This window comes from Microbacterium sp. zg-Y625 (genome assembly GCF_030246925.1).
GTDB lineage: Bacteria > Actinomycetota > Actinomycetes > Actinomycetales > Microbacteriaceae > Microbacterium > Microbacterium jiangjiandongii.
Genome location: NZ_CP126740.1, coordinates 2969428 through 2982442, shown reverse-complemented (window position 1 = coordinate 2982442; position 13015 = coordinate 2969428). Strand labels below are relative to the sequence as shown.

At 71.6% G+C, this 13015-nt stretch carries 15 protein-coding genes; 11 read left to right on the top strand and 4 right to left on the bottom strand.

Features of this window, described 5'->3' with window-relative positions; translation table 11 throughout:
- Nucleotides 1-90 precede the first annotated feature (90 nt).
- Nucleotides 91-273 carry a hypothetical protein gene (locus QNO14_RS13905; protein ID WP_257494371.1) on the top strand — a complete coding sequence of 61 codons (183 nt, stop codon included), beginning with the start codon at nt 91-93 and terminating at the stop codon, nt 271-273.
- A 71-nt stretch (nt 274-344) separates the two neighbouring features.
- Here the strand turns inward: QNO14_RS13905 and QNO14_RS13900 are convergent, their stop codons facing one another.
- Entirely contained in the window at nt 345-1070 is a 726-nt protein-coding gene (locus tag QNO14_RS13900; RefSeq protein ID WP_257506521.1) for an aminoglycoside 3'-phosphotransferase, read from the bottom strand.
- A 199-nt stretch (nt 1071-1269) separates the two neighbouring features.
- On the opposite strand from QNO14_RS13900, the gene QNO14_RS13895 reads away from it, so the two are divergent.
- The 3 genes from QNO14_RS13895 to QNO14_RS13885 are packed head-to-tail and all read left to right on the top strand — an operon-like array spanning nt 1270 to nt 3691.
- Nucleotides 1270-2031: an SDR family NAD(P)-dependent oxidoreductase gene (locus QNO14_RS13895; RefSeq protein WP_257494369.1), complete on the top strand. Its 762-nt coding sequence runs from the start codon at nt 1270-1272 to the stop codon at nt 2029-2031.
- A gap of 26 nt (nt 2032-2057) precedes the next feature.
- Complete coding sequence (locus tag QNO14_RS13890) at nt 2058-2867, top strand: enoyl-CoA hydratase/isomerase family protein (RefSeq protein WP_257506522.1); 810 nt, start codon at nt 2058-2060, stop codon at nt 2865-2867.
- Complete coding sequence (locus tag QNO14_RS13885; RefSeq protein ID WP_257506523.1) at nt 2864-3691, top strand: SDR family oxidoreductase; 828 nt, start codon at nt 2864-2866, stop codon at nt 3689-3691. The genes QNO14_RS13890 and QNO14_RS13885 overlap by 4 nt, the downstream gene beginning before the upstream one ends.
- Before the next feature lie 125 nt (nt 3692-3816).
- Here QNO14_RS13885 and QNO14_RS13880 read toward each other — a convergent pair whose 3' ends face one another.
- On the bottom strand, nt 3817-4662 hold the full coding sequence (locus QNO14_RS13880; protein WP_257506524.1) for an HAD family hydrolase: 846 nt from the start codon (nt 4660-4662) through the stop codon (nt 3817-3819).
- Between the two features lie 78 nt (nt 4663-4740).
- Between QNO14_RS13880 and QNO14_RS13875 the strand changes: the two genes are divergently transcribed.
- Nucleotides 4741-5091, top strand: coding sequence for a VOC family protein (locus QNO14_RS13875; RefSeq protein WP_257494364.1), 351 nt, complete (start codon nt 4741-4743; stop codon nt 5089-5091).
- 74 nt (nt 5092-5165) lie between these two features.
- Here the strand turns inward: QNO14_RS13875 and QNO14_RS13870 are convergent, their stop codons facing one another.
- Entirely contained in the window at nt 5166-5720 is a 555-nt protein-coding gene (locus QNO14_RS13870; protein WP_257506525.1) for a TetR/AcrR family transcriptional regulator, read from the bottom strand.
- A 128-nt stretch (nt 5721-5848) separates the two neighbouring features.
- Here QNO14_RS13870 and QNO14_RS13865 point away from each other — a divergent pair, with 128 nt between their 5' ends.
- Entirely contained in the window at nt 5849-6892 is a 1044-nt protein-coding gene (locus QNO14_RS13865) for a hypothetical protein (protein WP_257506526.1), read from the top strand.
- Between the two features lie 192 nt (nt 6893-7084).
- On the opposite strand, the gene QNO14_RS13860 is transcribed toward QNO14_RS13865, so the two are convergent.
- A complete protein-coding gene (locus tag QNO14_RS13860) occupies nt 7085-7558 on the bottom strand; it encodes a GNAT family N-acetyltransferase (protein WP_257506527.1) in 474 nt (157 codons plus the stop codon).
- Between the two features lie 110 nt (nt 7559-7668).
- Here QNO14_RS13860 and rlmN point away from each other — a divergent pair, with 110 nt between their 5' ends.
- The 5 genes from rlmN (at nt 7669) to QNO14_RS13835 (ending at nt 12968) form a co-directional block, all read left to right on the top strand.
- On the top strand, nt 7669-8913 hold the full coding sequence (gene rlmN / locus QNO14_RS13855) for a dual-specificity RNA methyltransferase RlmN (protein ID WP_257506528.1): 1245 nt from the start codon (nt 7669-7671) through the stop codon (nt 8911-8913).
- 72 nt (nt 8914-8985) lie between these two features.
- On the top strand, nt 8986-9999 hold the full coding sequence (locus tag QNO14_RS13850; protein ID WP_257506529.1) for an aldo/keto reductase family protein: 1014 nt from the start codon (nt 8986-8988) through the stop codon (nt 9997-9999).
- Complete coding sequence (locus QNO14_RS13845; protein WP_257506530.1) at nt 9999-10484, top strand: NUDIX hydrolase; 486 nt, start codon at nt 9999-10001, stop codon at nt 10482-10484. The genes QNO14_RS13850 and QNO14_RS13845 overlap by 1 nt, the downstream gene beginning before the upstream one ends.
- 264 nt (nt 10485-10748) lie before the next feature.
- Complete coding sequence (locus tag QNO14_RS13840; RefSeq protein WP_257494357.1) at nt 10749-11429, top strand: GntR family transcriptional regulator; 681 nt, start codon at nt 10749-10751, stop codon at nt 11427-11429.
- 12 nt (nt 11430-11441) lie between these two features.
- A complete protein-coding gene (locus QNO14_RS13835) occupies nt 11442-12968 on the top strand; it encodes an MmgE/PrpD family protein (RefSeq protein ID WP_257506531.1) in 1527 nt (508 codons plus the stop codon).
- Nucleotides 12969-13015 lie beyond the last annotated feature (47 nt).

The following is a 13015-nucleotide window of genomic DNA, read 5'->3' as shown; positions in this document are numbered from 1 at the left end:
GAGCGCCTAGCGGGGGCCCGCGCCGCCGTCAACCGGGTGCTGTGCGGTCACCGCGGCGGCGCATGCTGGCTGCGGAGAAAGGAGCGCGACATGAGCCTGGGTATACCCGACGGTGAGGGTCTCATCGACCCCCACACAGGAGTCCCCATCCCCTTCATCGACGACGATCGCCCCGTGGACCCCGAGACCGGTCTGCCGGTGCCGGTGCCCGACGAAGAGCGGCCGGTGCCGCTCGACGACGACGGCGACCCCATCGCAGGCCAGCAGGATTGAGCCGTCCGGGCGCGGGGCAGGTGACGCACCGCTCCGCGCCCGGCCGCTGCCGTCGTCGCGGGCGCCGTCGGTCAGGTCGCGTCCCACAGGGCGGCGTAGAACGACATCCGCTCCGGATCGCGGGCGATGCCGTACGCGTCGAGCAGCGCGTCCTCCCACCCCGGCCCGTAGTTCCACCCCGTGCTCATCGCCGCGACCGCGATGTCGGCCCAGCGGTCGGCGACGCCCAGGGAGTCGAGGTCGACATGACCCGACCACTGGCCGGCATCATCGAGCAGGGTGTTGGGCGCGCAGGCGTCGCCGTGACAGACGACGAGCACATCGACCGGTGGTGCCTGGTGCAGCGCGGCAGGCACCCGGATGCCACGGACCGCCGCGTTCGCCACGCGCGCGGGCACGCTCCAGTCGTACGGGCACGTCGCCACCGGCAGGGCGTCGTGCAGGGCGCGCAGGCCCTCGCCGAGTGCGCGCACCGCGACCGCCGGCTCTGCGATCCACCGGGGGTCGACGGCCGACCGACCGGGGAGCGCCGCCGTGACGAGCCACTCCTCGTCGCCCTCCGTCCCGTGGTCGAGCACGCGCGGCACCGGCGTGTGCGCTGCGGCCCACCCCAGCCGGTCCGCCTCGCCCGCCATCGTCGTCTCGGCGTTGCGGGGGCCGTGCTTGATGTAGCGGCCGTCGTCGGTGCGGAAGGTGACGCCTCCCCGTTTGTTCCGCCAGACCGGGATGAGCGCGGCCCCAGCCGCCAGAGCACGCACGCGTGTGGGCACCTCGAGGGGAGAAAGCGGAATCGACACCGCCTCATCCTGTCGTGTCGCCGCGGTCACCGGCGACAGGTGTCACACCGGCACCGCCGCGTCGTAGACACGCTTGATCCGGATCATGCGGCCCGTCGGCGCGCCCGCCTCCGGTGCCGGTAGCCTGGAGCAGCGACGACCCGGCCTGGGACGCAGTCGCACAGATCGTGAGACGCAGAATCAGTTCGAAGGAGAACGCATGGACATCGCCGGCGCATCCGCCCTCGTCACGGGAGGCGCGAGCGGACTGGGATTGGCCACCGCACGACGCCTGTCCGACGCCGGCGCTCATGTCGTGATCATCGACCTGCCCTCCTCCGCCGGCGCCGAGCGCGCCGCGGAGTTCGGCGGAACGTTCGCCCCCGCTGACGTCACCGACCCGAGCGAGGTGGCGGCCGCCGTCGCGACCGCCGCGAGCATCGGGCCCCTCCGGGTCGTCGTCAACTGCGCCGGCATAGCCCCGCCGGCGAAGGTGCTCGACCGCGAGGGCGCGCCGACACCGCTCGGGGACTTCGAGCGCATCGTTCGGGTCAACCTCATCGGCACCTACAACGTCATCGCGCAGGCATCCGCCGCCATCGCGCGCACCGAGCCGACCGGCGACGGGGACCGTGGCGTCATCGTCAACACCGCCAGCGTCGCCGCGTTCGACGGCCAGATCGGCCAGCCCGCCTACGCCGCCAGCAAGGGCGGCGTGCATGCGATGACGCTCCCCATCGCGCGGGAGCTCGCGCGCTACGGCATCCGCGTCGTCACGATCGCCCCCGGCATCATGGAGACGCCCATGCTCGCGAGCCTGCCGCAGGCCGCGCAGGACTCCCTCGGTCAGCAGGTGCCCTACCCGGCGCGCCTCGGCCGCCCCGACGAGTACGCGGCCCTCGTCGCGCACATCGTCGACAACGGCTACCTCAACGGCGAGACCATCCGCCTCGACGGCGCCATCCGCATGGCGCCGAAATGACCGGCACCCAGACGAGAAGAGACGACATGAGCGACGCCATCCTGTTCAGCGTCCACGACGGGCTCGCCCGCATCACGCTCAACCGGCCCGACAGCCTCAACGCCTTCGACGCCACGCTCGCCCGCGAATGGGAGCGCGTCACGGTCGAGGCGACCTCGCGCGACGATGTCGGGGCGATCCTGCTGGATGCCGCCGGGCGGGCGTTCTGCGCCGGCGGTGACGTGCGCGCGATGGCCCAGACGATGGGGTCGGGAAAGGACATCAGCGACCTCGCCGAGGTGATCAACACCGGCATCCGCGCGCTGACGGAATCGGCCGTGCCCGTCGTCGCCGCCGCGCACGGGACGACCGCCGGCGGAGGCCTCGGCATCCTGCTCACGAGCGACTACGCGATCGTCGGCGCGGACTCCCGCATCGGCAGCCTCTACGCGAACATCGGCCTCACGCCCGACCTTTCGGTGTCGGCCCAGCTCGCGCAGGCGGTCGGTCAGCGACGGGCGCTGCAGCTGGTGCTGCAGGACCGCATGCTGACGGCGGACGAGGCTCGCGAGTGGGGCCTCGTTGCCGAGGTGGTCGGCGGCGAGGATGCCGAATCGATCGCCGCCGCGGTGCGGGCACGGGCCGAAGAGGTCGCCCGCTTCTGGCTGGCCGGCGCCCACGGTGCCTACGGGCAGGCCAAGCGGCTCATCCGCTCCCGGCCCGAGCGCACCTTCGCCGAGCAGCTCGACGAGGAGGCGCGCTCGATCGGCGCGGCCTTCGACACCCCCGAGGCGAAGGCCCGCGTGGCCGCGTTCGCCTCGGCATCCCGCAAGACCGCTTCGAAGGAGAACGCATGAGCCTCGCCGGCAAGACCATCCTGATGTCCGGCGGTAGCCGCGGCATCGGGCTCGCCATCGCCCTGCGCGCGGCGCGCGACGGGGCGAACATCGCGCTGCTGGCGAAGACCGACACCCCGCATCCGAAGCTCGAGGGGACTGTGCATACGGCCGCCGAGCAGATCCGGGCGGCCGGCGGGCAGGCGCTGCCGCTCGTGGGCGATGTGCGCAACGACGACGACATCATGGCGGCGGTGCTGAAGACGCAGGGCGAGTTCGGCGGCATCGACATCGTCGTGAACAACGCCAGCGTCATCGACCTGTCCGGCTCCCTGGATCTCTCGGCGAAGAAGTACGACCTCATGCAGGACGTCAACGTCCGCGGCACGTTCATGCTCAGCCGCGCGGCGGTGCCGATGCTCAAGGATGCCGACAACCCCCACATCCTCTCGCTCTCGCCGCCGCTGAACCTCTCGCCGCGGTGGCTCGGGGCGCACACCGGCTACACGCTCGCGAAGTACGGCATGACGATGGCGACCCTCGGCATGGCGGCTGAGTTCGCCGACGACGGCATCGCGGCCAACACGCTGTGGCCGGCGACGACGATCGCGACCGCCGCCGTGCAGTTCGCCCTCGGCGGCGAACGCATGATGAAGGTCAGCCGCACGCCGGAGATCTACGCCGACGCCGCCTACGAGGTGCTGATCCGTCCCGCCGCCGAGCGGACGGGGCAGACGCTGATCGTCGAGGATGTGCTGCGCGAGGCCGGGGTCACCGACTTCGCGCAGTATGCGGCGACGCCGGGAACCCCCGACAGCGAGCTGTTCCCCGACATCTTCCTCTGACGCCGCCCTGCCGCCGCGCGCCCGGAGCTGCTCCGGTGTCGCGTGTGGTGGGTTGCGCGGGCGTGGACCGTGCGGACGTGACACTCGAGCAGCTCTGGCGGCGCGCGGGCGCGGGGGCGCGGGGGTCAGCCCGCGATCAGGCCGTGGCGCACGAATGCGCGGTGCACGCCGTCGTGGTGGATGCTCGCGGTGACCTCGTCGGCGCGGGCCTTGAGCGCGTCCTCGGCGTTGCCCATCGCGATGCCGACGCCGCACACCTCGAACATCTCCACGTCGTTCCAGCTGTCGCCGATGCCGATCGACTCGGCGGGATCGATGCCGAGGTGGTCGAGCACGCGCTGGATTGCGGAGCCCTTCGTCGTGCCGCGCATGCCGATCTCGCCGTTTGTCCCGCCCGGCAGCGGCATGCTGCCCGCGACGACGTGGAAGCGGTCGCCGAGGTCCGCCCGCGCCCGCTCGACGGTTCCCGGGTCGTCGCCGAGGAAGACCGCCTTGGCGACGTGGTCGAGGTCGATGTCGGCCATGTGCAGGAAGCGCGGGACGCCCTGCGGCGCCGTCTGCGGCTCGTCCGCGTCGCCGTGGGCGCTCAGCCACTGCTCCATGAACGCCGCCGTGGCCGCCTGCGCTTCCGGGGTCGCGTACACGGCGGCATCCGTCTGCAAGAAGTAGAGGATGCCGTGCTGCTCGAAGTAGTCGACGAGGCGCTCGACGGCATCCCGGGGCATGGGGTCGGCCACGATGGTCTCGTCGCCGGCGGTGGCGTAGGCGCCCCCGTTGGTGATGGCGCCGTCGAAGCCGATCTCGAGCACCCGGGCGTCGATGTCTCCGGAGGAGCGGCCGGTGCAGAGGTACACCAGACACCCGGCGGCGCGGGCGTAGCGCACGGCCTCGACCGTGGACGCGGCGATGTCCTTGCCGTGGTCGAGGATCGTGCCGTCGACGTCGAGGAAGGCGATGCGGGGGATGGTCACGGAGTTCTCCAAACGGGTCGTGTCCAGGATGCCCCACCGCCCGATGACACCGGGCGCGGCCGGGGGTACCGTGACGCCATGACGGTGGCACGGCTGTTCCCGATCCTGCGTACCCGTGATCTTCCGGCCCTCGTGTCGTTCTATCGTGCGGCGTTCCACGCCGTCGAGTCCTACCGGTTCGAGGATGTCTACGTCGCGCTGGGGGTGGGCGGCGGCACGGTCGGCATCGGGCTGGAGCCCGAAGTGACGGCATCCGGGCGCATCGCGATCTGGCTCTACGTCGACGATGTGGACGCGACGTACCGGGCGGTGCTGGATGCCGGTGGCTCGTCGACCGAGCCGCCGGCAGACATGCCGTGGGGTGAGCGCGTCGCGCAGGTGCGTGACATCGACGGCAACCCGCTGTATCTGGGTTCGCCCGCCGGCTGATCCGGCGCGGGATCGCCCTGGTGACGCCGGGTCAGCTCAGCGGCGTCGTACTCCGGGGGCATGCGCAGGGGGCGTCATGCGCCCAGGCCCGCCTCGAGCACCGCGATCAGGCGCGGCACGAGCTTCGGCACCGCGGTGCGGATCGGCTCGGGTTGCGGCCGGGTGAGCATGCCGATCGCCAGCACCAATTCGAGCGGCTCGATCTCGGCGCGTACGACGCCGGCCGCGCGCGCCGCCGAGAGCACGGCGGCGATGCGATCGAGCGTCTGCTCCTGCGCTTCGCGCATCGGCCCCGAGATGTCGCCGACGACGTGGTGGGCGAGGGCGTCGGTGAGGGCGCCGAGGTCCAGATCCACCAGCGCCGTGACGAACCCGTGCCACCCGTCTTGCGGGTCGGCGTCGATCCGTGCGAGCGCCAGAGCGGCGGCATCCCGCATGTCGGTCAGGATGGCCAGCGCCACGGCGTCGGCCAGTGCCGTGCGGGAATCGAAGTTGCGGTAGAGCGTCGCGATGCCCACGTCGCTGGCCTCGGCGATCGTCTCGAGGGCGACAGTGCCACCCTGCGCGGCGAAGAGCGCTCGCGCTTCGCGGATGATCCGCTCCCGTCGTCGTGCGGCGTCTGAGCGCATGCGCGTCCTCTCGTCGTCGGATGCCGCGCGGGATCGCCCCTGGGCGGCTCACCGGAAAAGTGGAGGATTAGCATCCGTATAATCGGAGGGTACCGCTCCGCTTCTCATCTTCGCAGTCAGGACCCTTCATGACCACCGTCACCTCCGCCGACGTCGCCGCCTCCGCAGAGGACGCCCCGCTCGCGCCTCGTCCGCGGCGCACGCCGCCGGCGCTGGCGAAGCTGGTCGGTCTCACCGTCGCGCTGGGTGCCATCCTCGTCGTGCTGCTGATGCTGTTCATCATGCCGTCGCTCAAGAGCGGGGCCCACGATCTGCCGATCGGGATCGTCGCGGCATCCGAGGCCGTCGACGGCGTGGAAGCGGCGCTGCAGCAGGCGGCGCCGGACGCCTACGATGCGCGCGCCTTCGCCTCGGAGGAGGATCTGCGCGCCGCCATCGCCGACCGCGAGGTCGTCGGTGGACTCGTGGTCGAGGGATCCGGTGTGCACGCCTTGGTCGCGAGCGCCGGGTCCGCCGTGATCTCGGGCGGACTCTCCGCCTCCGCGCAGGCGGTGGCAGCCGCCTCCGGGGGCACGGCGCAGGTGACCGATGTCGTGGCCCTGCCGGGCGCCGACCCCACCGGCATCGGCATCGGTGGGCTGGCCTTCCCCCTGGTCTTCGGTGGGATCGTGCCCGCTGTGGCATTCCGCAAGGTGTTCGCGCGCCGTCTCGGCTGGGCCGTCGCCGGCATCGCCACGTTCTCGGTCGTGGGCGGGCTGATCGTCGCGGCGGTCCTCGCCTTCGCGTTCGGCAGCATCGCCGCAGCGAGCTTCTGGCCGGTGGCCGCAGCGATGTCCCTCGGCATCGCGGCACTCGCGCTGGCGCTGGCCGGACTGCAGGAGGCCTTCGGCGGCAAGGGCTTCACGATCGGCGCGATGGTGATGATGTTCATCGGCAACCCGCTGGCCGGCATCGCGACGACGTCGGCGTGGCTGCCCGCCGGCTGGGGACTGGTCGGTCAGCTGCTTCCTCCCGGCGCGACCGGCACGCTCGTGCGGTCCGCGGCGTACTTCGGCGGCGCCGGTGGGCTGACGGCGGCGGTGACCCTGGCGGCATGGGTGGTGGGCGGCATCCTGCTGCTCGTGATCGGCGCCCGCCGACCGGCGGCTCGCCTGTCTCAAAGTGTCGTGTGATGGCGCGGCAGGGGACAGTTCGGGACAGGTGAGGCCAGACGCGGGCCGAAGCCGCCGGTGGATCCCGCCGCGGCGGGCGACCGGCGGCTCGCCTGTCGCAAAGTGTCGTGTGACGGCGCGGCAGGGGACAGTTCGCGACAGGTGAGGCCACACGGCGGTCCGAAGCCGCGATCCGCGGCAGGCGAAGGCCGGTCAGGCCAGCGGCTTGCGCAGGAAGACCTGGTCGCTGCCGTCACCGGGAACCCGCTCGGACTCGGCATAGCCCTCGCGCTCGTAGAGCCGCAGGTTCGCCTCGCTGAGCGACCCGGTGAAGAGTTCGGCCGTGCGCGCGCCGGCATCCCGCCCGCGCTGCTCGACGGCCGCCAGCAGCTTCGTGCCGATGCCGCGCCCCTGCTGGTCGGGGGCGATCGTGATGCGTCCGATCAGCAGCAGCTCGCCGTCTCGTCGCGCCCGCACCGCCCCGACGATGCGGGGGCCGTCGAGGGCGACGCAGCCGAGGTTGTCGACGAGTTCCGCGGCGAGCTCATCGAGCGTCTGCGTCAGCGGCGGCATGTCGGGGTCGCCGTAGATGAGCGCCTCGCTGACGAACGCCGCGCGTTGCAGGGTCAGCACCTCTCCGGCATCCTCGGGTCGGATGTCACGGATCTCGATCGCCTCGTCACTCACGCAGCCACGGTATCCGCGCCGCGGCGGCGCGTTCCAGCCCTCCCGCCGTGCCGCTGCGGTGTGCTAACCCCACCAGCACCTGTCCAGCACGCCTCCCGTACCCTGGGAGCATGACCGATACCTCCCCCGTGCGCGCCACCAAGCCCCGGCAGGTCCGCCCGGCGACCGAGGGCTGGTCGCAGCAGAAGGATGCCGAAGGCCGTCCGCTGCTGCAGTTCGCGAGCCCGAAGCGCGGCAAGCCGCCGGTGCACCTGGCCGACCTCACGCCCGAGCAGCGTGTCGAGAAGGTCAAGGAGCTCGGGATGCTGGGCTTCCGCGCTGCCCAGCTCGAGAAGCACTACTTCACGCACTACACCGCCGACCCGGCCCACATGACCGACCTCCCCGCAGCCGGTCGCGAGGAGCTCGTCCACGGACTGTTGCCGCCGCTGCTCACCGAGGTGCGGCGCCTGGAGACCGACAAGGGCGACACGATCAAGTTCCTGTGGAAGCTGCACGACGGCGCCCTCGTCGAGTCGGTGCTCATGCGCTACCCCGGCCGCATCACGCTGTGCGTGTCGAGCCAGGCCGGCTGCGGCATGAACTGCCCGTTCTGCGCCACCGGCCAGGCGGGACTCACGCGCAACATGTCGGCCGCCGAGATCGTCGACCAGGTGGTGCGCGCCAACCGGCTCATCGCCGAGGGCGGTCTCGGCGACCCGCGCAAGGTGGGTCACGAGGGTGAACGCGTCACCAACATCGTTTTCATGGGCATGGGCGAGCCGCTGGCCAACTACAACCGCGTCATGCAGGCCGTGCGCACGATGGTCGACAAGAAGCACGGGCTCGGCATGAGCGCCCGCGGGGTCACGGTCTCGACCGTCGGACTCGTGCCGGCGATCCGCAAACTCGCCGACGAGGACATCCCGGTGACGTTCGCGCTCTCGCTGCACGCCCCCGACGACCATCTGCGTGACGAGCTCATCCCGGTGAACTCCCGCTGGAAGGTCGATGAGGCGCTGGATGCCGCGCGCGAGTATTTCGACAAGACCGGTCGCCGCGTCTCGATCGAGTACGCCCTCATCAAGGACATGAACGACCACGCCTGGCGCGCCGACCTGCTGGCCGAGAAGCTCAATGCGCGCGGTCGCGGCTGGGTGCACGTGAACCCGATCCCGCTGAACCCGACGCCCGGGTCGATCTGGACGTCGTCCGACAAGGACGTGCAGGACGAGTTCGTCCGCCGCCTCAATGACGCCGGCGTGCCGACGACCCTCCGCGACACCCGGGGCAAGGAGATCGACGGCGCCTGCGGTCAGCTCGTGGCCACCGAGGACGACGAGCGCGCCGCCGAGGACATGCCCGTCGAGGCCTGACGCCGCTACACGGACCGAGCGGGGGTGTCCACCCCCGCCCCGCCCTCGGGCAACCCGGGGTAGCGTTTTCCCATGGTCAACTATCGCTATCTCGGCAACTCAGGTTTCAAGGTCTCGGAGATCACGTACGGCAACTGGATCACCCATGCCTCGCAGGTCGAGAACGAGGCGGCGATCGCCACGGTGCACAAGGCCCTCGATCTCGGCATCACCTCGTTCGACACGGCGGACACCTACGCCAACACCGCAGCCGAAGAGGTGCTCGGTGAGGCGCTGAAGGGCCAGCCGCGCGAGTCGGTCGAGATCTTCACGAAGGTCTACTGGCCGATCGGCCGCAAGGGCCCCAACGACATGGGCCTCAGCCGCAAGCACATCTTCGACGGCATCCACGGGTCGCTCCGCCGCCTCGGCGTCGACTACGTCGACCTGTACCAGGCGCACCGCTACGACTACGAGACCCCGCTGGAAGAGACGATGCAGGCCTTCGCCGACATCGTCCGTCAGGGCAAGGCGCTGTACATCGGCGTCTCGGAGTGGACCGCCGAGCAGCTGCGCGAGGGTCACGCGCTCGCGAAGGACCTGGGCGTGCAGCTCGTCTCCAACCAGCCCCAGTACTCCGCGCTCTGGCGCGTCATCGAGGGCAAGGTCATCCCGGCATCCGAGGAACTCGGCATCTCGCAGATCGTCTGGTCGCCGATGGCGCAGGGCGTGCTCAGCGGCAAGTACCTGCCCGGGCAGCCGCTTCCCGAGGGGTCGCGCGCGACCGACGACAAGAGCGGCGCGGCGTTCATCAAGCGCTTCATGAACGACGAGGTGCTCACCGCGGTGCAGAAGCTCAAGCCCGTCGCCGAGCAGGCCGGACTCACCATGCCGCAGCTCGCGATCGCCTGGGTGCTGCAGAACCCCAACGTCGCCGCGGCGCTCGTGGGCGCGTCGCGTCCGCAGCAGCTCGAGGACACCGTCAAGGCTTCGGGCGTCACCCTCGACGCCGACACGATGAGCGCCATCGATGACGCCCTCTCGGGTGTGGCCGAGACCGACCCCGAGAACACCTACGAGGTCTCGCCGAAGTCCCGCCCGGCCTGATGCCCGTCCACAGCGCCGGCCTCCTGCTCTACCGGCTCGCCGACGGCGAGCCCGAGGTGCTGATCGCCCACATGGGCGGTCCGTACTGGGCGGGCAAGGAGGCCGGCGCGTGGTCGATCCCCAAGGGCGAGTACGACCCCGACGCCGAGTCGGCACTGGATGCCGCGCAGCGCGAGTTCCGCGAGGAGCTCGGGGTCGACCCGCCCGAGGGGCCGTACGCGGAGCTCGGCACGTACCCGTACTCCTCGGGCAAGCGGGTCACGGTGTTCGTCGCCGACGGCGCCGGGTTCACGGCGACCGCGGGCGACTTCGTCTTCGGCGAGTTCGAGATGCAGTGGCCGCCGCGTTCAGGCGCGACCGCCCGCTTCCCCGAGGTCGACCGCGTGGAGTGGGTGGGGCTGAGTGCCGCGGGCGACCGGCTCGTGAAGGGGCAGCGGCCTGCGCTTGAGGCGCTGGCCACCCACCTGCGGGGCGCCGGGGCGTAGAGGCGCGCCCGCACGCGCGTCGGCCCCGCCCGCGGCTGCGCCGGTGCCTGCAGCGGCCTCGCGCCGCTCTGGCCCCGCCCGGCCGGTCGGCCGGGATGAGGAGATCTGCCGGGCTGAGGAATGTACGTGGGGATCCGCCCTCATCCGGGCAGATCCCCTCACCCGGGCAGCTGTGCAGGCCCAGTGGCTGAGCGATGTATACGCAATTCCGTGCCAGCGCGACAAGATCGCCGCCTGGCGGGGTTTATGTATACACTGATGCCGATGGTTACCGACGGAGCAACCCAGGGGCGCGCGGGCGAACGAGCCTATGCGACCCTGCTCGCCGAGATACAGTCGGGCGCCCTCCCCGCCGGCACCGTGCTGGGAGAGGTCGAACAGGCCGCCCGCCTCGGTGTCAGCCGCACGCCGCTGCGGGAGGCCCTGCGGCGCCTGGCCGCGGACGGACTCGTCGCGCAGCAGTCACCGCGGGTCACCGTCGTCACCGACGTGGAGCCCGACGACATCCGGGCGCTGTTCGAGTTGCGACGCGCGCTGGAAGAGACCGCCGCCGCCCTGGCGGCCCGCCGCGGCGACCGGACGGTGTTCGCCCGCTTCGTCGATCGGTTCGCCGACGTCGACCTCAGCGCTCCCGGTGGGGCCGACGCGTACTACGCCCTCATCGCGCAGCTCGACGCAGAGCTCGACGCCGCCGTGGCGAACGACTACTTCACCGCGGCGCTGCGGACCGTCCGCACGCACCTCGTCCGCGTGCGGCGACTCGCACGCGACAACCCCGAGCGGCTCGCGGCATCCGTCGCCGAGCACCGCCTGATCGCCGCCGCCATCGCCGACGGCGACGCGGAACTCGCTGCCCACGCCACCCATATCCACCTGCACAACGCGCTCGCGAGCATCCTGACGTCGCTCGACGACGGCTCCGCCGCGCGCCCCGCCGTGTTCTGAGAAAGGACCCCCATGACCATCACGCACCACCTGCGCGTCCACCGCAGCGACGAGAATCTCGCGCGCGAGGGCCAGCTCGCCTGGCACATCGCCGAGGTCGCCACCGACCCCGTGCCCGTCGAGCCCGAGGTGGTCGACATGATCATCAACCGCGTCATCGACAACGCCGCCGTCGCCGCCGCCTCCCTGACGCGCCCGCCCGTGAGCGCGGCCCGCCAGCAGGCGCTCGACCACGCCGTGTCGGTCGGCGGCACCGGCGCCACCGTGTTCGGCTGCGCCCTCGAGCGCCGCACGAGCCCCGAGTGGGCGGCCTGGGCCAACGGCGTGGCGGTGCGGGAGCTGGACTACCACGACACCTTCCTCGCGGCGGACTACTCCCACCCCGGCGACAACATCCCGCCGATCCTCGCCGTCGCCCAGCACGTCGGCGCCGACGGCGACGCGCTCGTGCGCGGCATCGCGACGGGCTACGAGATCCAGATCGACCTGGTGCGGGCCATCTGCCTGCACAAGCACAAGATCGACCACGTCGCCCACCTCGGCCCCTCGGCCGCCGCCGGGATCGGCACGCTGCTGGGTCTTCCGACCGAGACGATCTACCAGGCGGTCGGCCAGGCGCTGCACACGACCACCGGGACCCGGCAGTCGCGCAAGGGCGAGATCTCCACCTGGAAGGCGCACGCCCCCGCTTTCGCCGGCAAGATGGCCGTCGAGGCGGTCGACCGCGCGATGCGCGGCGAGACCTCCCCGTCGCCCATCTACGAAGGCGAGGACGGCGTCGTCGCGTGGATGCTCGACGGCCCCGACGCGTCGTACGACGTGCCGCTGCCCGCCGCGGGGGAGCCCAAGCGCGCGATCCTCGACTCGTACACGAAGGAGCACTCGGCCGAGTACCAGGCGCAGGCCTGGATCGACCTGGCCCGCAAGCTCCACCGTGAGCACCCCGAGGCGACCGATCCGGCCAACGTCGAGTCGATCGTGCTGCACACGTCGCACCACACCCACTACGTCATCGGCTCCGGCGCGAACGACCCGCAGAAGTACGACCCGACCGCGTCGCGCGAGACGCTCGACCACTCGATCCCGTACATCTTCGCCGTCGCGCTGCAGGACGGCGGCTGGCACCACGTCGACTCGTACGCCCCCGATCGCGCCGCGCGCGAGGACACCGTCGCGCTCTGGCACAAGATCACCACGGCCGAGGATGCCGAGTGGACGCGCCGCTACCACTCCGAGGACCCCGCCGAGAAGGCGTTCGGCGGTCGCGTCGAGATCCGCCTGACCGACGGCACCGTCATCGAGGAGCAGATCGCCGTCGCCGACGCGCACCCCCTGGGGGCGCGCCCGTTCGCCCGCGAGGACTACATCCGCAAGTTCCGCATCCTCGCCGAGCCGGTGCTCGAGCCGGCCGAGATCGAGCGGTTCCTGGACCTCGCCCAGCGCCTGCCCGAGCTCACCGCCGATGAGGTGCGGCAGCTGTCGATCGTCGCGAAGCCGGGGCTGCTGCTCGCTGCTCCGGCGCCGAAGGGCCTGTTCTAAACATGGCGTCGTGCACAACGTCGTCGATCGGGTGGGGCCGCGGGCCG